This is a genomic window from Azospirillum brasilense (genome assembly GCF_007827815.1).
Taxonomy (GTDB): domain Bacteria; phylum Pseudomonadota; class Alphaproteobacteria; order Azospirillales; family Azospirillaceae; genus Azospirillum; species Azospirillum brasilense_C.
The window spans coordinates 302,811-321,545 of sequence record NZ_VITH01000004.1; the positions used below are offsets into that span (position 1 = coordinate 302,811).

An 18,735-nucleotide genomic window follows, 5' to 3' on the forward strand; every position below is an offset into this window, starting at 1 on the left:
GGCTTACCCCTCTCCGGTCAACCGATCGGGAAGCGAAGCGTTCCCCGGTGCTGTCCGATGTGGTCCCCTGCCACTTACGGGTGCCAAAGGAATCAGAATCACGACCTCTCCGGAACCAAGTCGCCCCCCATTGGTTTTCCGACATGTGGCAGAGGTGGAGGTTGAAGATGGCCTCGAAAGACAACGGCCAAGACGAAGTCCAATCCGGGAGCGGTCGCACATCGAACCGCGGCTTCGCGTCGATGGACCGTGACCGGCAGCGCCAGATCGCCAGCAAGGGCGGGGAAAGCGTGCCAGCCGACAAGCGCAGCTTTTCCAAGAACCCGGAACTCGCCGCGGAGGCGGGGCGGAAGGGAGGCCGGAGCGTACCGGCGTCCTCCCGCAGCTTCTCCAAGAACCCATCCCTGGCCGCCGAAGCGGGGCGGAAGGGCGGACAGGCGAGCCATGGCGGACGCGGGGCCGCCATACGCCCGGGCGAAGGCGACTGACGGCACCAACGAAAAAGCCCCTCTCCGGAACCGGAGAGGGGCCTTCTTTTCGTCGTCCGCTGGTTGGCGGCCTCCGACACGTAAGGCCGGGACCGCAACCGGTCAGGAGGCCAGCTTGTCCAGCTCGCGCAGGATCGAGTCGCCCATGACGGTCGTGGAGCAGCGGGCCATGCCCGGCGCCATGATGTCCGCCGTGCGCATGCCGCCCGACAGCACGTTCTGCACGGCCTTCTCCAGCATCTTCGCCTCCTCGTCCATGTTGAACGAGTAGCGCAGGCACATGGCGAAGGACAGCAGCGTCGCGCAGGGATTGGCGAGGTCGCGGCCGGCGATGTCCGGGGCGGAGCCGTGCACCGGCTCGTACAGAGCCTTGCGCTGGCCGTTGGCGTCCGGGGCGCCGAGCGAGGCCGACGGCAGCATGCCGAGCGAGCCGGTCATCATCGCCGCCTCGTCCGACAGGATGTCGCCGAACAGGTTGTCGGTGACGATCACGTCGAACTGCTTCGGGTTCTTCAGCAGCTGCATGGCGCCGTTGTCGGCGTACATGTGCTCCAGCGTGACGTCGGAGAATTCCTCCTGATGGAGCTTCGTGACTTCCTGGCGCCACAGGAGGCCCGATTCCATCACGTTGGCCTTCTCCATCGAGTGGAGCTTGTTGCCGCGCTTGCGCGCCAGCTCGAAGGCGACGCGGGCGACGCGGCGGATCTCGCTGGTCGTGTAGACCTGGGTGTTGACGCCGCGGCGCTCGCCGTTGCCGATGTCGGTGATGCCGCGCGGCTCACCGAAATAGACGCCGCCGGTCAGCTCGCGGACGATCAGGATGTCCAGGCCCTTGATGACGTCGGCCTTGAGGGTCGAGGCGTCGACCAGGGCGTCGAACACCACCGCCGGGCGCAGGTTGGCGAACAGGTTCAGCTCCTTGCGGAGCGACAGCAGGCCGGCTTCCGGACGCTTGGTGTAGTCGGTGGGGTTGTCCCACTTCGGGCCGCCGACGGCGCCCAGCATCACCGCGTCCGCCGCCAGCGCGTCGGCCAGCGTCTCGTCCTTCAGGGGAACGCCGTAGGCGTCGATGGCCGCGCCGCCGACTAGCCCCTCGGTGACGTCGAAGGTGACGTTGCGCTTGCGGTCGAGCCAGTCGATGACCCGGCGCACCTGGCGCATGACCTCCGGACCGATCCCGTCGCCGGGCAAAAACAGAAGCTTCTTGTTGGCGGGCATGGCGCACGCACTCCCATTGGAGACTTTATCAGTGTTTTCTAATCCGCGGACCGACAGGCCGGAAGGTGGGTCCCGCTCCGCCGGTCCGCAAGGCCGCCACGGCCAGACGCCGTGGGACCGCTTATCGATTGGCCCCCACAGCCGGGCCGGATCAGCCCCACAGCCACGGCTGGCCGCCGCGCTGCTTGCCTTCATACTGGTCGATGAAGGCGGCCTGCTGCATGGTCAGGCCGATGTCGTCCAGCCCGTTCAGCAGGCAATGCTTGCGGAAGGGATCGACCTCGAAGCTGATCTTGCCGCCGTCCGGACCGGTGATCTCCTGTTTCTCCAGATCCACCGAAACGATGGCGTTCGACCCGCGCGACGCGTCGTCGAGCAGCAGGTCCACCTGTTCCTTCGGCAGCTTGATCGGCAGGATGCCGTTCTTGAAGCAGTTGTTGAAGAAGATGTCCGCGAAGCTGGGCGCGATGATGCAGCGGATGCCGAAATCGGCCAGCGCCCACGGCGCATGCTCGCGCGAGGAGCCGCAGCCGAAATTGTCACCCGACACGAGGATCTTGGCGCTGCGGTAGGCCGGCTTGTTGAGGACGAATTCCGCGACCTCGGCGCCTTCGGGAGTGTAGCGCATCTCGTCGAAAAGATGCTTGCCCAGCCCGGTCCGCTTGATGGTCTTCAGGAATTGCTTGGGAATGATCATGTCGGTGTCGACGTTGATCATCGGCAGCGGCGCCGCAACACCGGTGAGAACCGTAAACTTTTCCATCGCCAGAATCCTGTCGCGCAAAAGAGGCGCAAGCGTGTGCATGCGGAGTTCGGTGAATAGCAGACCCGTCCCGCCATTGCCAGAGGAAGCTTGCCGCAAATGCCGCTCGCGGCGCGCGATTCCGCATCCCGGAACACAGCCGGACGCAACGAAGTTGCTCCCGAATTCCCGCTCCCGCCCCAGGACCGGCATCGCGTCCTTGCTGTGGGGCGTCCCCTCGCCTACCAAGGGGCCGACGCTTCCCTGGGTTCCCCGACCTCCATGACCTTGCTCCCCACCGCTCCCCGCCCGCGCACCGCGGCGCTCGCCTTTCTGCTGCTGGCCCCGCCGCTCTACGGCCTGCTCGGGCTGGCGCTCGGCATGGACGCCAACTGGGACCTGCGGAACTACCATTGGTACAACGCCTACGCCCTGCTGACCGGGCGGCTGGGCATGGACATGCTGCCGGCCCAGATGCCCAGCTTCTACAACCCCCTGCTGGACGTGCCCTTCTATCTGCTCGCCAGCCATCTGCCGGCGCGCGCGGCGGGCTTCGTCTGGGGGACGCTGCATGGGCTGAACCTGGCGCTGGCCTTCCTGCTGGCCCACGCCACGCTGCGCGTCGGCGGCGCGGGGCCGCGGGTGGCCCTGGCCGCGCTGCTGGCGGTGATGGCCGGCTTCGGGGGCGGCACGCTGGGGCTGCTCGGCACCACCTTCCACGACAACATGGTCAGCCTGGGCATTCTCGGCGCGCTGGTCGTGGTGGCGGGGACGCTGCCGCGGCTGGTCGACGGGCCGGCGCCGGGCGCCCTCGCGCGGGCGGCCGCGGCGGGGCTGCTGGCCGGGGCGGCGATGGGGATGAAGAACCCGACGGTGATCTACGCGGTCGGGCTCTGCCTCGCCTTCCTGGCGCTGCCGGCGCGGCCCTGGCGGCGGCTGTGGCTGGCCTTCGCCTTCGGCATCGGGGTGCTCGGCGGGCTGGCGCTGTGCGGCGGCTTCTGGATGGCCCATCTGTGGGTGGAGTACGGGAACCCCGTCTTCCCGCACATGAACCAGATCTTCAAGTCGCCCTTCGCCGCCCTGTCCGGCTACGTCAACGTCAGCTTCTTCCCGGACTCGCGGCTGGAGCGGCTGTTCTTTCCGCTGGTCTTCCCCTTCGCGCCGCTGAAGGTCGGCGAGGTGCCCTTCCTCGACCTGCGCGTCCTGGTGCTGTTCGTCCTCGTGCCCGCCGCCGCCGCGCTGGCGCTGCTCGGGCGGGCCTTCCGCCATCCCTCTGCGGGACTGGCCGACACCGCCGCCACCCGCTACCTGCTGACCGCCATGGCGGTGACCTATGCGCTGTGGGTCGGGATGTTCTGCATCTACCGTTATCTGGTGCCGCTGGAAATGCTGGCGCCGCTGGCCATCGTCATGGCGGCGGGCCTGCTGCCGGTGCCGCGCCGGGCGGCGCTCGTCCTGGCGGCGGTGCTCCTGCTGCTGGTCCAGGCCACCGCCCGCCCCGCCGACTGGGGCCGCGTGCCGTGGAGCGACCGTTGGGTGGAGGCCGCGGTGCCGCCCATCGAGGACCCCGACGACACCATGGTGCTGATGGCCGGCTACTGGGCGATCTCCCACGTCATTCCGGCCTTCCCGCCGCGCATCCCCTTCGTGCGCATCCAGTCCAACTTCCTCCAGCCGGACTCGGTCGGCAACGGCTACCTCGCCCTGATGCAGGACAAGGTGGGGGCGCACCGCGGGCGCTTCCTGATGCTCAGCACCATCCCCGACACGCCCGGCGCCGCCAGGGCCGCCGCCCTGCTGGGTCTGCGGGTCGAGCAGGACAACTGCCGCGCCATTCCCAACAACCTGGGCGAGCCGCTGAACCTCTGCGCCGTGCAACGAATGGCGGACCATGAAAGGTCGGTGGATTAAATCAGGCGAGTGTGCTGTTTAACCTTACACCGGCACCGTTTCGAAGCGCATCGCCATGACCGTCTCCACCATCGACCGCCCTGCCACTGACCACTCTGCCACCGACCACTCTGCCAACGACCGCCCTGCGGCGTACGCAGCCCCAACCACCGAGCCGGACACGGATATGGACACAGGGCCCGCCATGGCGCCCGTGGTGGCGGTGCTGATCCCCTGCTACAACGAGGAGGCGGCCATCGCCGCCGTCGTGCAGGACTTCCGCAGGGCGCTGCCCGACGCGACCGTCTACGTCTACGACAACAACTCGTCCGACCGCACGGTGGAGGTGGCGAAGGCCGCCGGCGCCGTGGTCCGGCACGAGCCGTTGCAGGGCAAGGGCAACGTCATGCGCCGGATGTTCTCCGACATCGAGGCCGACGTCTATGTGCTGGTCGACGGCGACGACACCTACCACGCGCCCTCCGCGCCGCTGATGGTCAAGCGGCTGTGGGAGGACCAGCTCGACATGGTCAACGGCGCCCGCGTCACCGAGATCGTCAAGGCCTACCGGCCCGGCCACCGCTTCGGCAACAAGCTGCTGACCGGCATGGTCGCGCTGATCTTCGGCAACCGCATCCACGACATGCTGTCGGGCTACCGCGTCTTCTCGCGGCGCTTCATCAAGTCCTTCCCGGCGCTGGCCAGCGGCTTCGAGACGGAGACGGAGCTGACCGTCCACGCGCTGGAGCTGAACATGCCCATCGCCGAGATCAAGGCGCCCTACAAGGACCGCCCGCCGGGCTCGCACAGCAAGCTGAACACCATCCGCGACGGCGTCCGCATCCTGCGCACCATCGTCAATCTGGTGAAGGAGGAGCGCCCCCTGCCCTTCTTCTTCGCCATCTTCGCCGCCCTCGCCGCGGCGTCGGTGATCCTCGCCTGGCCGGTGGTGGCGACCTACCTGCAGACCGGGCTGGTGCCGCGCCTGCCCACCGCCGTGCTGTCCACCGGGCTGATGCTGCTGGGCTTCCTCAGCCTGACCTGCGGGCTGATCCTCGACACGGTCACGCTGGGCCGCCGCGAGGCCAAGCGCATGCGCTACCTCTCCATCCCCGCGCCGGGCGTCCATCCGGCCCGCAAGGCGGCCGGGTCCTGACCATGGGCAAGCCCATCGATGCCCTTCCCGACAGCCGGCTGGGACGGCTGGCCGTGCAGTTCGGCAAGTTCGGCCTGGTCGGCATCGTCGGTCTGGTGGTGGACACGGCGGTGGTCTACGCGCTGGTCTTCGGCGCCGGGCTGGAGTTCTTCGCCGCCCGCATCCCGGCCTATCTGGCCGCCGCCACCACGACCTTCGCGCTGAACCGCGCCTTCACCTTCCGCGGGGCGGCCGACGCGCCGCTCTACCGGCAATGGGCCACCTTCCTGGCCGCCAACGCCTTCGGCGGGGTGGTGAATTACGGCGTCTCGGTCGGGCTGGAGGCCGCCCTGCCGATCGCCGAGGCCCACCCGGTGCTGGCCGTCGCCGCCGGCTCGCTGTCCGGCATGCTCCTGAACTTCGCCGCCTCCAAGCATCTGGTCTTCAAGGGCGCCTGATCCCCGGAGCGCTGAAGGCGCCTCCCTCCTTCCGGGTATCTCCGGAAGTCTTATTGTGCGCCGCCGCGGACACCCGAAGTCCATGGAAGGGGGCGCATCCAACGGGAACGGCCCCGACACCGACCTGCCTTGGCGAAGAGCCGGGAGGGAGCCATGAACAACAGCGACGTGCTGTGGGCCTGGGTGGCCGGAGTTGCCCTGTCCATCGCCCTGCTGGTTGGGCTGTCCCGCGCGGACGGACCGCAGACCCACACCATGGACGGGCATTTCACGCTGCCCGACATGGCGATGGGCGCTGCGGGCTGGGACTACGAGGCGTGGGAGCGGACCGGCGGAACGCCGCCGCGGCCCGAGTCGGAGGACATGCTCGCCCGGATGCTCGACCTGCTGGAGGGCATCCCCCCGGCGACGGGCGCCACCCTGCCCGCCACCTTGACCGACGGCGACACGGCGGACACCGGCGGGGCCGAAACCCACTGATCCCTCCGGCGATCCCATGAACTGTTTGCCACGGTCCCCCGTGCGGCCATGGACTCCGCGGGCCCGGTCGCCATATAACGGCGGTCATGACGCGCGAATTCCTGAAGATGCACGGGCTCGGCAACGACTTTGTCGTGATCGACGCCCGCAAAACGCCGTACTCGCCGGCCGAGGCCGAGGTGCGGGCCATCGCCGACCGCAAGACCGGGGTGGGCTGCGACCAGTTCATCGTGATCGAACCGGCGAAAACCGACGGCACGGCGGGCTTCATGCGCATCCGCAACGCCGACGGCGGCGAGGTGTCGGCCTGCGGCAACGCCTCGCGCTGCGTCGGCTGGCTGCTGATGGAGGAGGCGGGGGCGGAGCGCGTCGCCTTCGAGACCAACGCCGGCATCCTGCAGGCCAGCCGCGCCGACAACGGGCGGATCACCGTGGACATGGGCCCGGCCAATCTGGACTGGGCGCAGATCCCGCTGGCGGAGCCGGCCGACACGCTGCGCCTCGACGCGGTGTCGCACGGCGGCTTCGCCGGCCCCACCGCGGTCAGCATGGGCAACCCGCACGCCGTCTTCTTCGTGGACGACGCCGAGGCGGTGCCGCTGGCCGAGGTCGGTCCGGTGTTCGAGAATCACCCAGCCTTCCCCCAGCGCACCAACGTCGAGTTCGTCCAGGTGCTGTCCCCCACCGCCGTCCGCATGCGGGTGTGGGAGCGCGGGGCCGGCATCACCCAGGCCTGCGGGACCGGCGCCTGCGCCACCGCGGTCGCCGCGATCCGCCGCGGGCTGACCAACCGCAAGGTCGACGTGATCCTGGACGGCGGCACCCTGACCATCGAATGGCGTGAGGACGGCCGCGTCCTGATGACCGGCCCGGTCGCCCTCAGCTACAGCGGGCGGCTGTCTGCGGAGTTGGCAGCCGCCTGAATGAATGGCCGCCCGTTAGGCTGAAAGAGCATGAGCGACACTGTGACCAACGAGCCGGAGATCGTCACCTTCGGCTGCCGCCTGAACACCTACGAATCCGAGGTGATGCGCACCCACGCCCGCAACGCCGGGCTGGAGGATGTCGTCATCGTCAACACCTGCGCGGTGACCTCGGAAGCGGAACGGCAGGCCCGCCAGACCATCCGCAAGCTGCGCCGCGAGCGCCCGAACGCCCGCATCGTGGTGACCGGCTGTGCCGCCCAGATCGACCCGCAGCGCTATGGCGCCATGCCGGAGGTCGATCAGGTCCTGGGCAACCAGGAGAAGCTGCAGCCGGAAAGCTGGGGCCTCGCCCCGGCGGAGAAGGTGCTGGTCAACGACATCATGTCGGTCAAGGAGACCGCCGGCCACCTGATCGGCGGGTTCGAGGACCGGGCGCGCGCCTTCGTCCAGGTCCAGCAGGGCTGCGACCACCGCTGCACCTTCTGCATCATCCCCTATGGCCGCGGCCCCTCGCGCTCCGTCCCGATCGGCGCGGTGGTGGAGCAGGTGCAGGCGCTCGTCAAGGCCGGCTATAACGAGGTCGTGCTGTCCGGCGTGGACATCACCAGCTTCGGCCCCGACCTGCCGGGCACGCCGACGCTGGGGCAGATGGTGCGCCGCCTGCTGGCGCTGGTGCCGGAGCTGCCGCGGCTGCGCCTGTCCTCGCTCGACTGCATCGAGATCGACGACGATTTGTGGCGCCTGATTGAGACGGAGCCGCGGCTGATGCCGCACCTCCACCTGTCGCTCCAGGCCGGCGACGACATGATCCTGAAGCGCATGAAGCGCCGCCACAGCCGCGCCGACGCCATCGCCTTCTGCAATCGTGTGCGTTCGCTGCGCCCCGACATGGTGTTCGGCGCCGACTTCATCGCCGGCTTCCCAACGGAAACCGACGAGATGTTCGAGAACACGCTGCGGCTGGTCGAGGAGTGCGGCCTGACCTGGCTGCACGTCTTCCCCTACAGCCCGCGCCCCGGCACCCCGGCCGCCCGCATGCCGCAGGTCGACGGCGGCCTGCGCAAAGAGCGCGCGGCCCGTCTGCGCGCGCGCGGCGCCGAGGCGGAGGCCCGCACCCTGGCCTCGCTGGTCGGTCGCGAGGTGTCGGTGCTGGTCGAGAAGGACGATCTCGGCCGCACCCAGCATTTCGCCGAAATCCGCCTGGGCACGCCCCGGCCCCCCGGCTCCGTCCTGCGCGCCACAGTCACCGGCGTGGCCGGCGGCGCGCTGACCGGCACCCCCCTTTGAGAACAGTGGACACGCCATGATCCTGCGTTGGTTCGGCCGCAAGAAGCCCGAAGAGCAAGCCCGCAAGGACGAGACGACCGCCCCGCTCCCGGAAGCGGTCCCCGCCGAGCCCGCGCCCGCGGAGCCGGTCGCTGAAGAGCCGGTCCAAGAGGCGCCGGTCCCGGAACCGGCCACCGAGGAACCGCCGCCCCCCGAGCCGGTGCCGGAACCCGAACTCCCGCCCCCGCCCGCGGTCGAGACTCCGCCCCCGCCGCCCATCGCCCCGCCGTCCGAGCCGGAGGAGCGCGAAGATGCGCCGGAGATCGTCCGCGACGACCTCCCCGCGGCGGCCCTGTCGGCCGAGGAGGAGAAGCCCAAGAAGGGCTGGTTCGCCCGACTGAAGGACGGCCTGTCCAAATCCTCGTCCAAGCTGACCGAGGGCATCTCCGGCATCTTCACCAAGCGCAAGCTCGACGACGAGGCGCTGGAGGAGCTGGAGGAGCTGCTCATCACCGCCGACCTCGGCCCGACCACAGCGGCCAAGGTGACGGCGGAGCTGGCGCGCACCCGCTTCGGCAAGGAAGTCAGCCCGGAGGAGGTCAAGGCCACGCTGGCCGCCGAGGTGGCGAAGATCGTCGGCCCGGTCGCCAAGCCGCTGGTCATCGACGCCACGCTGAAGCCGCACGTCATCCTGGTGGTCGGCGTCAACGGCACCGGCAAGACGACGACCATCGGCAAGCTGGCCCGCCAGTTCCGCGCCGAGGGCAAGATGGTCATGCTGGCCGCCGGCGACACCTTCCGCGCCGCCGCGGTCAGCCAGCTGAAGATCTGGGGCGAGCGCACCGGCTGTCCGGTGATCGCCCGCGACACCGGGGCCGACGCCGCCGGCCTCGCCTTCGACGCGCTGGAGGAGGCGCGGCGCCAGGGCGTGGACATCCTGCTGATCGACACCGCCGGCCGCCTGCAGAACAAGGCCGGCCTGATGGAGGAGCTGCGCAAGATCGTCCGCGTCATCAAGAAGGTGGACGAGAGCGCCCCGCACACCACCCTGCTGACGCTCGACGCCACCACCGGCCAGAACGCGCACAATCAGGTCGAGGTGTTCCGCGACATGGTGAACGTCTCCGGCCTGATCCTGACCAAGCTGGACGGGTCGGCGCGCGGCGGCGTGCTGGTCTCGCTGGCCGAGCGGTTCAAGCTGCCGGTGCACGCCATCGGCATCGGCGAGGGCGTCTACGACCTCCGCCCGTTCGACGCCGACCAGTTCGCCAAGTCGCTGATGGGGCTGCCGTCCCAGTAACGGCGCCCCGGCGCGGGCCGGCGGCGGGCAGTCGGGCAGTCGGGCAGGACGAGAAAAGGGCTTCCGGCCGCCACGCCCAAGCCCTATCTGAAGACTATGACGGCTGCCAAGACCTCCCCCTCCCCCGTTCCTCCCGGTCCTGTCGAGCGCTTCACCGACGCGGACGCCGCCCTGGCCCTCGTCCGGGACCTCTACGACCGCAACACCGCCTATCTGCGCGACCGCTTCGCCGCCTTCACCCGCGGCGAGGACGGCGGACGGCGGGAGCAGGCCCATTACCCCTACGTCCGGCTCTCCACCGCCTCGGCGGCCACGGTGGACACGCGGCTGGCCTACGGCTTCGTCGAGGGGCCGGGCACCTACTCCACGACGCTGACCCGCCCCGACCTGTTCGACCGCTACTACCGGGAACAGCTCTCGCTCCTGCTGCGCAACCACCATGTTCCGCTGGAGGTCGGGGTCAGCGACGAGGCGATCCCCATCCATTTCGCCTTCCCGCAGGGCATGCACGTCGAGGGCGACCTGACGCCGGAGCGGCTGGCCGGGCTGCCCGACCTGTTCGACCTGCCCGACCTCGCCCGCATGGACGACACCATCGTCAACGGCACCTACGAGGAGTCGCTGGACGCGGTGAAGCCGCTGGCGCTGTTCACCGCGCCGCGGGTGGATTTCTCGCTGCACCGGCTGCGCCACTACACGGCGACGGCACCGGAGGATTTCCAGAACTTCGTCCTGTTCACGAACTACCAGTTCTACGTGGACGAGTTCATCCGCATGGCCCGCGAGATCATGGAGCCGGCCGCCGATCCCGAGCTGGCCGCCTACCGCAGCCAGTACGACCGCTTCGTCGAGCCCGGCGGCGTCATCGTCCAGAACGCCAATCTGGGGGGCAGCCCCGGCGAGGCGCCGACGAACGGCGCGCGGCTGCTCCGCCTGCCGCAAATGCCCGCCTACCACCTGACCCGCCCGGACGGCAACGGCATCACGCTGGTCAACATCGGCGTCGGCCCGTCCAACGCCAAGACGATCACCGACCACATCGCCGTGCTGCGCCCGCACGCCTGGATCATGCTGGGCCATTGCGCCGGGCTGCGCAGCACGCAGCGGCTGGGCGACTATGTGCTGGCCCACGGCTATGTCCGCGACGACCATGTGCTGGACGCCGACCTGCCGACCTGGGTGCCCGTCCCGGCGCTGGCCGAGGTGCAGCGCGCCCTGGAGACGGCGGTGGAGCGGGTGACCGGCCTGTCCGGCTACGCGCTGAAAAGCATCATGCGCACCGGCACCGTGGCGACCATCGACAACCGCAACTGGGAACTGCGCGACCACCGCGAGCCGCTGATGCGCTTCAGCCAGAGCCGCGCCGTCGCGCTGGACATGGAAAGCGCCACCATCGCCGCCAACGGCTTCCGCTTCCGCGTTCCCTACGGCACGCTGCTCTGCGTCTCCGACAAGCCGATGCACGGCCAGTTGAAGCTGCCGGGAATGGCCGACCGCTTCTACCGCGAGCGGGTCGACCAGCATTTGAAGATCGGCGTGCTCGCCATGGAGCTTCTGCGCGAGCACGGCATGGAGACGCTGCATTCCCGCAAGCTGCGCAGCTTCGCCGAGGCGGCCTTCCAGTAAGCCACCCTCCGCAAACTATTTTGCCTCACCCGAAAGTGCAGGCGCCAAAGGGCGCCTGCGTCTTATCTTAGGGTGCTCGGCAATGAAGGGAATTGGACCATTATGGCCGTGCGTGCAGGTTGGAGCGTGATCGCCGCCCTCTCTCTCGGGCTGGCGACGGGGCCGGTGCTGGCCCAAAGCGCACCAGAGGCGGACAATGTTCCAAACACGAACACCGCTCCGCCGCCGGACACCGCTCCCCGGTCCGGACCGTCCATCGGCGCCTGGGTCGACAACGACCTGTTCGGCGGCGGGACGGACCGTTACTACACGAACGGTGTCCAGTTCTACTACATCTCCGGCGAGCGCCCGACCTACGGCAACATCGACTGGCTGGCCAACCTCGTCCCCTGGATCGGGGAGCATGGGGTGCGGCGCTACGGCATCGCCTTCGGCCAGAACATGTACACCCCGAGCGACATCACCAAGCCGATCCCCGACCCCACCGACCGCCCCTACGCCGGCTGGCTGTACGGCCGCCTGTCGGTGATCTCGGAGGAGACGCGGCAGGTCGACCGCATCGACCTGGACCTCGGCATGGTCGGCCCGGCCTCGCTGGCGGAGCAGACCCAGAAGGCGGTGCACCGCATCGTCCCCGGCGCCCGCTGGCCGGAGGGCTGGGACTACCAGCTCAAGAACGAGCCGGGCATCATCCTCAGCTACGAGCATGTCTGGCGCGCCGAGCGCCCGGCCCGCATCGGCCCCTTCGAGGCGGACATCAGCCCCCACGTCGCCGGCAGCGTCGGCAACGTCCTGACCTTCGGCGGGGCGGGTTTCACCATGCGGCTGGGCGGCAACATGGCGCCGCCGGTCGGCGCGCTGATCCTCCGTCCGACCGCCAGCATCCCCTATCAGGACAGCGTGGCCGCGGGAGCGCCGCGCCCGCCCTTCTCCTGGTACGTCTACGCCGGGGCGGAGGGGCGCGCCGTCGCCCGCAACATCTTCCTCGACGGCAACAGCTTCCGCGACAGCCGCTCGGTGGACAAGCACAACTTCATCGCCGCCTTCCAGCTCGGCGTGGCGCTGCGCTACGGCCCGTTCGGCATCTCCTACGCCCAGAACTTCCTGTCGCCGGAGTTCGAGGGGCAGAAATCCTACAGCAACTACGGCTCGATCCGCGCCTCCTACCGGTTCTGACCGCTTCCATATTCCCTCGGTCTTCGATCCCTCTCCCGTCCCGGGAGAGGGATTCACTTTATCCCAGGCCCGGTTCGGTCTATGTGAGGATCATGAACCAATACGCCCGACTGCTGATCGAAGCCGGCCCGCTGGCGGCCTTCTTCATCGCCAATTCCCAGGCCGGCATCATGATCGGCACCGCCGTCTTCATGGTGGCGATCAGCATCTCCGTGCTGGTCTCCTGGCGGTTCGAACGCAAGGTGCCGGTGATGCCGGTGGTCGGGGCGGGCTTCGTCCTGCTGTTCGGCGGGCTGACGCTGTGGCTCCAGGACGACCTGTTCATCAAGATCAAGCCGACGCTGGTCAACCTGCTGTTCGCCGCGGTCCTGTTCGCGGCGCACCTGACGCGGCGCAATGTGCTGAAGCATGTCCTGGGCTCGGTGCTGAACCTGTCCGACGCCGGATGGCGCACGCTGGCGATCCGCTGGGCGTGGTTCTTCCTGCTGCTGGCCGCGCTGAACGAGGTGGTGTGGCGCACCATGACCACCGACGCCTGGGTGAACTTCAAGGTGTTCGGCATCATGCCGCTGACCCTGCTGTTCAGCGCTCTGCAGGCCCCGCTGATCCTGCGCCATCAGGTGCCGGAGGAGCAGCCGGCCGAAAAGTCCTCCACCTCCGCCTCCTGACCGTCCCCCTCCCCGCTGACGGAGCGCCCCCACCATGTCCCAGGATTACCCGCGCGACCTGATCGGCTACGGATCCCGTCCGCCGCACCCCTACTGGCCGGGCGGGGCGCGGGTGGCGGTGCAGTTCGTCATCAACTACGAGGAGGGCGGGGAGAACTGCGTCCTGCACGGCGACGCCGCGTCGGAGGCCTTCCTGTCGGAGATCGTCGGCGCCCAGCCCATCGTCGGCATGCGCCACATGAACATGGAGTCGATCTACGAGTACGGGTCCCGCGCCGGCTTCTGGCGGCTGCACCGGATGTTCACCGAGCGCGGCCTGCCGGTGACCGTCTACGGCGTCGCCATGGCGCTGGAGCGCAACCCCGACGCCGTCCGCGCCATGCTGGACTCCGGGTGGGAGATCGCCACCCACGGCTACCGCTGGATCGACTACCAGCATCTGCCGGAGGCGATGGAGCGCGAGCACATGCTGCGCGCCATCGAGGTTCACACCCGCGTGACCGGCTCCCGCCCGCTCGGCTGGTATCTCGGGCGGTGCAGCCCCAACACCTGGAAGCTGGTGTCGGAGGAGGGCGGCTTCCTCTACAACGCCGACAGCTACGCCGACGACCTGCCCTATTGGGACGACCGCTTCGGCCGGCCGCAGCTGATCGTGCCCTACACGCTCGACGCCAACGACATGCGCTTCGCGACCAACCAGGGCTTCAACACCGGCGAGCAGTTCTTCACCTACCTGAAGGACAGCTTCGACGTGCTCTACGCCGAAGGCGAAGACCAGCCGAAGATGATGTCGGTCGGGCTGCATTGCCGGCTGGTCGGGCGGCCAGGGCGCGCCGCGGCGCTGGCCCGCTTCCTCGACTATGTGCGGGGCCACGACAAGGCATGGGTCGCCACCCGGCTGGACATCGCCCGCCACTGGATGGCCGAACACCCCTACCGGCCGGCGCCCTGAACCCGGAAAAAGCGCCCTCGATGCGCCTTCGCGCCCAACTTTCTCACGCCAATTCGTCGCATCGGCGTTTGAACGAACGTCGAAATACAGTAGAAGGTCTTTGGATCGTGGCGTCGCCCTTCGGGGCCGCGTCCCCGTGACTTCCGACTCCTTGCGATCTTCAACTGGGTGCGCACGCCGCCGTGACGTTCAAGGATGAGATGAAGGCCGCCGGCCAGAAGGCGGAACACAGGCCGTCCCCGATGGCCGATGCCCCCGCCGACGATGGCGTGGAGGCCCGGGACGACATCGCCCGCCTTCTGCGCGCCCTCAACGACGATCTGAAGGCCGACCCGGCGGAGGACGACGATCCGTTGTCTCCGGCCTCCGGACGGAAGACGGAGCGGCATCTGCCCATCGGCAAGATCGCCGCGGCGCTGGCCGCCGCCATCGGCATCGGCGCGGTCGTCGTGATGCTCGACCAGGGCGGCGACGCGCCGCCGGCGCCGCCGGCGCCGCTCATCACCGCCGTCCCCAGCGCCCCGGCCCCCGGCGGCGCCTCGCCCGGCACCGGGACTCCGGCGAAACCGGAAGCGCTGATCACCCGCGCGGCCCCTGCCGCGCCGGCCCAGACGCCGATGCAGACGCAGACCATCGTCGCACCAGCCGCGCCGGCGCCCACGGTGGCCACGCCGCCCATGGCGCTGCCGCAGATTCCGCCACCGGCGTTGAAGGTTCCGGAGCCGCCGGCCCTGCCGTCGCCCGCCGCCGCCAGACCGGCCGAGCCCGCCCCGGCGCCGCACCCCGCACCGCACCCCGTGGAAACGGCGGAGAGCGCGAAGCCCCCGGCGCATCCGCCGGCATCGGCCATGGCGCCGCCCCCGGCCGAGCCCGCCAAAGCCCCGCCCCCCGTGAAGACCGCGGAAACGGCGGAGCTTCAGGCCATGCTGTCGGCCCCGCCTCCGCCCGCCGCGACCCAACGCCAAGCCGCCGTGGCCCGCCCGGCGCCGCAGCCCGCCAAGCCGGCGCCCAAGACGGCTTCCACCCCGCCCGCGTCCACTCCGCCCGTCACGGCGCCATCGTCGGGCGTGCTGACGCCCCCGGCGTCCGCCGCCGTTCCGGACGGGCGCTACACCGTGCAGGTCGGGTCCTTCCAGCAGGCCGACAACGCCGAAGGGCTGGTCCGCCGCCTGCGCGGTCTCGGCTTCAACGCCTACGCGCTGGACTGGACCGACGCCGAGCAGCGGTCCTGGCACGTCGTCCGCGTCGGCGGCTATGCCGACACCGCCGCCGCCCGTCAGGCCGCCGCCTCGCTGAAGGGCAAGGTGGAAGCGCAGCCCATCGTCGTCTCGACGCGCTGACCGCAGGCAACGGCGCCACCGCGACAAACTGTCGCCCCTCTCTATTCCGCTTCTTTCCTTTGGAAAAGCCCGTCCGCAATTTCGGTATTGCGGACGGGCTTCGTCTTGATCTGTCCTTCTCCTTGCCGCTAACATGGGATTGAACAGGCACGCATATTAGAACAAGCGCAGCCGCAAGAAGCCGGCGCATCAGACCGGCGAACCGGAGGAAACCCTGGTATGAAGCCGACGATCCTGGTCGCCGACGACGAACCCAGCATCGTCCTGTCCCTGCAGGTTCTGCTGCAGAAGGCGGGCTTTGCCGTGCGCATCGCCCGCAACGGCGAGGAAGCCCTTGCATCGGTTGCGGAAAGCACGCCCGACCTGATCCTGCTGGACGCTATGATGCCGCGCCGCGACGGGTTCGACGTCTGCCAGTCGTTGCGCGCCGACCCCGCCTACCAGTCGCTGCCGATCATCATGCTGACGGCCAAGAGCCGCGACGTGGAGCGGCAGAAGGGCATGGCGCTGGGCGCCACCGACTACATCACCAAGCCCTTCTCGACCCGCGACCTCGTCACCACCGTCCGCAAGTACCTGACCCCCGAGAACGACCAGGGCGGCAACCAGGGCGGGGCCACGGAGCCGCAGCCTTGAGCGCCCCGGCGACCACCGAAAGCGCCGGAACCGCCGCCCCGGCAACCACCCCGGCGGAGCCGCGCCGGATCATCCCGCTGGCCTTCCGCGCCGCCGGCGTCGGCCTGCCCCTGCTGTCGGTGGGGGTCGCGGTCGGCTTCAGCGCGAACAACGACCCCAACGCCTTCGTCACCTACGCGGTCACCATGACCGCCGCCGTCACCGCCGCGGTCTGGGGCTTGTGGGGGCTGGTCGACCGGCGGCTGCTGCGCGCCTCGGAAACGCTGAGCCGCGAGGCCGGGCTGATCGCCCACGGCACGGCGGACGGCAAGACCGGCGCGCGCATTCCGCTGGCCCGCTACGGCGACCTCGCCCCGGTGGCCAAGGCGGTCAACGAGCTGTCGGACAAGCTGGCTGCCGCCCGCCGCGACACCGCCCGCACCGTCGCGGAGTCGACCGCCAAGGCGGAGGAGCAGAAGACGCGGCTGGCCGCCGTCCTGCGCGACCTGCACGAAGGCGTCCTGGTCTGCAACCTGAAGCACCAGATCCTGCTCTACAACCAGACGGCGCTCGACATCCTGCATCTGGCCGGCGACCTCGGGCTGGGTCGCTCGCTGCTGCATTTCGTGGTGGCGGAGCCGGTCATCCACACGCTGGAGCGGCTGACGCTCCGCGTGCGCGAGGGGCGGCACGTCAACCACGAGCACGGCACCACCGCCCAGTTCGTCGGCGCCACCACCGACGGGCACATCCTGCTGGCCGGGCGGATGAGCGCCATCCTGCAGGACCCGCCGGAGGGCTCGGACGAGCCGCCGACCATCACCGGCTACGTCATCACCCTGTCCGACGCGACCAGCGAGTTGGCCGCGCTCGGCCAGCGCGACGCCCTGCTGCGCGAGGCGACCGAGGGCTTCTGCGCCCCCATCGCCAACCTGCGCGCCGTGCTGGAGACGCTGGACGACACGCCGGAGCTGGGGCCGGAGGAGCGCGCCGCCTTCCAGGCCGCGCTGATGGACTCGTCCAACACCCTGTCGGAACGGCTGGCCCGCGTCACCAACGCGTACCGCAGCGTCGTCACCGGCTCCTGGCCGATGAGCGACATCCACTCCACCAACCTCATCAACCTGATCCGCCACCGGGTCGGGCCGGACGCCCAGTACGGCGTGACGCTGACCGGCCTGCCGCAATGGGTGCACGGCGACAGCTACAGCCTCGTGATCCTGTTCGGCTATCTGATCGAATACGTTTACGCGCTGACCGGGGTCCCCGCCTACGACCTGTCGGTGGAGGCCGGGGACAGCTGGGTCTATCTGGACATCACGTGGCGTGGCCCGTCGGTGCCCAGCGGCATCGTGGACAGCTGGCTCGACCACCCGCTGCCCGACGCGCTGGGCGGCCTGACGGTCGGCGACGTGCTCCAGCACCACAAGAGCACGATGTGGAGCGAGCCGGTGAAGGGGCCGGGATCGGAGGGCGAGCTGCTGTCGCGCCTGCGCGTGCCGCTGCCGCCGGCGCTGAAGCCGCCGTCGGCCCACACCGCGACGCGCGGCGGGGCGCGGCCGGAATTCTTCGACTTCAACCTGCTGCACCAGCCGCTGGCCACCAGCGAGCTTGGCCGCACGCCGCTCGACCAGCTCCATTACGTGGTCTTCGACACCGAGACGACCGGCCTCTCCCCCAGCACCGGCGACGAGATCATCCAGATCGCCGCTGTGCGCGTCGTCGGCGGGCGCATCCTGACCGGCGAGACCTTCAACACGCTGGTCAACCCGAAGCGGAGCATCCCGGCGGAATCGATCCCCTTCCACGGCATCACCGACGCCATGGTCGCCGACAAGCCGACCATCGACAAGGTGCTGCCGCAGTTCCGTGGCTTCGTGTCGGGCGCGGTGCTGATCGCCCACAACGCCGCCTTCGACCTGAAATTCCTGAAGATGAAGGAAAAGGCGTCGGGCGTGCGCTTCGACAGCCCGGTGCTCGACACCATGCTGCTGTCGCGGATGCTGCTCGGCGAGGGCGGCGACCACACGCTGGACGGCATCGCCGAACGGCTGGGGATCGAGGTGGTGGACCGCCACACGGCGCTGGGCGACAGCCTCGTCACCGCCGCGGTCTTCCTGCGCATGGTCGAGATGCTCAAGGAACGCAACGTCCGCACGCTCGACGACGCCATCCGCGGCGCCAACATCATCGTCGAGCTGGCGGCGCGGGAGCGCGCCTTTTGACCGGGGGGTCCGCCCCGCAACCCGTACCCCCTCCACCGCGCCGGGCGGGCGCCGACCGCCTGATCGCGCTGTTCCTGTTCGGCGTGGTCGCCTTCAACCCGCCGCTGCTGCGCGTCTTCGGCGCCGGGGACACGCTGTTCGGCCTGCCGCTGCTGTACGTGTACGCCTTGGGGGTGTGGGGCGGGGTGATCGCGCTGTCGGCGGTGCTTCTGGAACGCAGGGGGCGTTGA

General features: G+C 69.6%; 18 protein-coding genes. 16 read left to right on the top strand and 2 right to left on the bottom strand.

Translation table 11 applies throughout. The features are described from left to right. Positions 1–167 precede the first annotated feature (167 nt). Positions 168–488 (top strand): general stress protein, encoded by a 321-nt coding sequence (locus tag FBZ83_RS10430; protein WP_014241644.1) that lies wholly within the window; start codon positions 168–170, stop codon positions 486–488. Positions 489–590: 102 nt separating this feature from the next. On the opposite strand, the gene leuB is transcribed toward FBZ83_RS10430, so the two are convergent. Together leuB and leuD are read right to left on the bottom strand one after the other, a co-directional pair. After that, a complete protein-coding gene (gene leuB, locus FBZ83_RS10435) occupies positions 591–1,706 on the bottom strand; it encodes a 3-isopropylmalate dehydrogenase (RefSeq protein WP_014241645.1) in 1,116 nt (371 codons plus the stop codon). A gap of 151 nt (positions 1,707–1,857) precedes the next feature. Further along, positions 1,858–2,469, bottom strand: a complete 612-nt coding sequence (gene leuD, locus FBZ83_RS10440; protein ID WP_145677319.1) for a 3-isopropylmalate dehydratase small subunit — start codon at positions 2,467–2,469, stop codon at positions 1,858–1,860. A gap of 261 nt (positions 2,470–2,730) precedes the next feature. Here leuD and FBZ83_RS10445 point away from each other — a divergent pair, with 261 nt between their 5' ends. From FBZ83_RS10445 to FBZ83_RS10515, 15 genes are all read left to right on the top strand, one after another. Further along, complete coding sequence (locus tag FBZ83_RS10445; RefSeq protein WP_247888251.1) at positions 2,731–4,359, top strand: hypothetical protein; 1,629 nt, start codon at positions 2,731–2,733, stop codon at positions 4,357–4,359. 166 nt (positions 4,360–4,525) lie between these two features. Continuing rightward, a complete protein-coding gene (locus tag FBZ83_RS10450) occupies positions 4,526–5,494 on the top strand; it encodes a glycosyltransferase family 2 protein (RefSeq protein WP_247888252.1) in 969 nt (322 codons plus the stop codon). A 2-nt stretch (positions 5,495–5,496) separates the two neighbouring features. Beyond that, a complete protein-coding gene (locus FBZ83_RS10455) occupies positions 5,497–5,931 on the top strand; it encodes a GtrA family protein (protein WP_145682378.1) in 435 nt (144 codons plus the stop codon). A 153-nt stretch (positions 5,932–6,084) separates the two neighbouring features. After that, entirely contained in the window at positions 6,085–6,411 is a 327-nt protein-coding gene (locus FBZ83_RS10460; RefSeq protein WP_145682379.1) for a hypothetical protein, read from the top strand. Between the two features lie 86 nt (positions 6,412–6,497). Continuing rightward, the gene (gene dapF, locus FBZ83_RS10465; protein WP_145682380.1) at positions 6,498–7,334 is read left to right on the top strand and encodes a diaminopimelate epimerase; all 837 of its coding nucleotides are present in this window, start codon (positions 6,498–6,500) and stop codon (positions 7,332–7,334) included. A 30-nt stretch (positions 7,335–7,364) separates the two neighbouring features. Further along, positions 7,365–8,624: a tRNA (N(6)-L-threonylcarbamoyladenosine(37)-C(2))-methylthiotransferase MtaB gene (gene mtaB / locus FBZ83_RS10470; protein ID WP_145682381.1), complete on the top strand. Its 1,260-nt coding sequence runs from the start codon at positions 7,365–7,367 to the stop codon at positions 8,622–8,624. 16 nt (positions 8,625–8,640) lie between these two features. After that, positions 8,641–9,903, top strand: coding sequence for a signal recognition particle-docking protein FtsY (ftsY, locus tag FBZ83_RS10475; protein WP_145682382.1), 1,263 nt, complete (start codon positions 8,641–8,643; stop codon positions 9,901–9,903). A 96-nt stretch (positions 9,904–9,999) separates the two neighbouring features. Beyond that, positions 10,000–11,529 (top strand): AMP nucleosidase, encoded by a 1,530-nt coding sequence (locus tag FBZ83_RS10480; RefSeq protein ID WP_145682383.1) that lies wholly within the window; start codon positions 10,000–10,002, stop codon positions 11,527–11,529. Between the two features lie 102 nt (positions 11,530–11,631). Continuing rightward, positions 11,632–12,705: a lipid A deacylase LpxR family protein gene (locus FBZ83_RS10485; RefSeq protein WP_145682384.1), complete on the top strand. Its 1,074-nt coding sequence runs from the start codon at positions 11,632–11,634 to the stop codon at positions 12,703–12,705. A 92-nt stretch (positions 12,706–12,797) separates the two neighbouring features. Continuing rightward, positions 12,798–13,373 carry a septation protein A gene (locus FBZ83_RS10490; RefSeq protein WP_145682385.1) on the top strand — a complete coding sequence of 192 codons (576 nt, stop codon included), beginning with the start codon at positions 12,798–12,800 and terminating at the stop codon, positions 13,371–13,373. Between the two features lie 34 nt (positions 13,374–13,407). Next, the gene (puuE, locus tag FBZ83_RS10495) at positions 13,408–14,325 is read left to right on the top strand and encodes an allantoinase PuuE (RefSeq protein WP_145682386.1); all 918 of its coding nucleotides are present in this window, start codon (positions 13,408–13,410) and stop codon (positions 14,323–14,325) included. 182 nt (positions 14,326–14,507) lie between these two features. Further along, on the top strand, positions 14,508–15,665 hold the full coding sequence (locus tag FBZ83_RS32310) for an SPOR domain-containing protein (RefSeq protein ID WP_145682387.1): 1,158 nt from the start codon (positions 14,508–14,510) through the stop codon (positions 15,663–15,665). 219 nt (positions 15,666–15,884) lie between these two features. Continuing rightward, positions 15,885–16,301, top strand: coding sequence for a response regulator transcription factor (locus tag FBZ83_RS10505; protein ID WP_145682388.1), 417 nt, complete (start codon positions 15,885–15,887; stop codon positions 16,299–16,301). Continuing rightward, positions 16,298–18,505 (top strand): 3'-5' exonuclease, encoded by a 2,208-nt coding sequence (locus FBZ83_RS10510; RefSeq protein ID WP_145682389.1) that lies wholly within the window; start codon positions 16,298–16,300, stop codon positions 18,503–18,505. The genes FBZ83_RS10505 and FBZ83_RS10510 overlap by 4 nt, the downstream gene beginning before the upstream one ends. Then, entirely contained in the window at positions 18,502–18,735 is a 234-nt protein-coding gene (locus tag FBZ83_RS10515) for a hypothetical protein (protein WP_145682390.1), read from the top strand. The genes FBZ83_RS10510 and FBZ83_RS10515 overlap by 4 nt, the downstream gene beginning before the upstream one ends.

What these genes read in the sequence shown, in the direction of transcription:
- FBZ83_RS10430 (WP_014241644.1), top strand. Translation starts at nt 168, where the DNA reads ATGGCCTCGAAAGACAACGGCCAAGACGAAGTCCAATCCGGGAGCGGT.
- leuB (WP_014241645.1), bottom strand. Translation starts at nt 1,706, where the DNA reads ATGCCCGCCAACAAGAAGCTTCTGTTTTTGCCCGGCGACGGGATCGGT.
- leuD (WP_145677319.1), bottom strand. Translation starts at nt 2,469, where the DNA reads ATGGAAAAGTTTACGGTTCTCACCGGTGTTGCGGCGCCGCTGCCGATG.
- FBZ83_RS10445 (WP_247888251.1), top strand. Translation starts at nt 2,731, where the DNA reads ATGACCTTGCTCCCCACCGCTCCCCGCCCGCGCACCGCGGCGCTCGCC.
- FBZ83_RS10450 (WP_247888252.1), top strand. Translation starts at nt 4,526, where the DNA reads ATGGACACAGGGCCCGCCATGGCGCCCGTGGTGGCGGTGCTGATCCCC.
- FBZ83_RS10455 (WP_145682378.1), top strand. Translation starts at nt 5,497, where the DNA reads ATGGGCAAGCCCATCGATGCCCTTCCCGACAGCCGGCTGGGACGGCTG.
- FBZ83_RS10460 (WP_145682379.1), top strand. Translation starts at nt 6,085, where the DNA reads ATGAACAACAGCGACGTGCTGTGGGCCTGGGTGGCCGGAGTTGCCCTG.
- dapF (WP_145682380.1), top strand. Translation starts at nt 6,498, where the DNA reads ATGACGCGCGAATTCCTGAAGATGCACGGGCTCGGCAACGACTTTGTC.
- mtaB (WP_145682381.1), top strand. Translation starts at nt 7,365, where the DNA reads ATGAGCGACACTGTGACCAACGAGCCGGAGATCGTCACCTTCGGCTGC.
- ftsY (WP_145682382.1), top strand. Translation starts at nt 8,641, where the DNA reads ATGATCCTGCGTTGGTTCGGCCGCAAGAAGCCCGAAGAGCAAGCCCGC.
- FBZ83_RS10480 (WP_145682383.1), top strand. Translation starts at nt 10,000, where the DNA reads ATGACGGCTGCCAAGACCTCCCCCTCCCCCGTTCCTCCCGGTCCTGTC.
- FBZ83_RS10485 (WP_145682384.1), top strand. Translation starts at nt 11,632, where the DNA reads ATGGCCGTGCGTGCAGGTTGGAGCGTGATCGCCGCCCTCTCTCTCGGG.
- FBZ83_RS10490 (WP_145682385.1), top strand. Translation starts at nt 12,798, where the DNA reads ATGAACCAATACGCCCGACTGCTGATCGAAGCCGGCCCGCTGGCGGCC.
- puuE (WP_145682386.1), top strand. Translation starts at nt 13,408, where the DNA reads ATGTCCCAGGATTACCCGCGCGACCTGATCGGCTACGGATCCCGTCCG.
- FBZ83_RS10505 (WP_145682388.1), top strand. Translation starts at nt 15,885, where the DNA reads ATGAAGCCGACGATCCTGGTCGCCGACGACGAACCCAGCATCGTCCTG.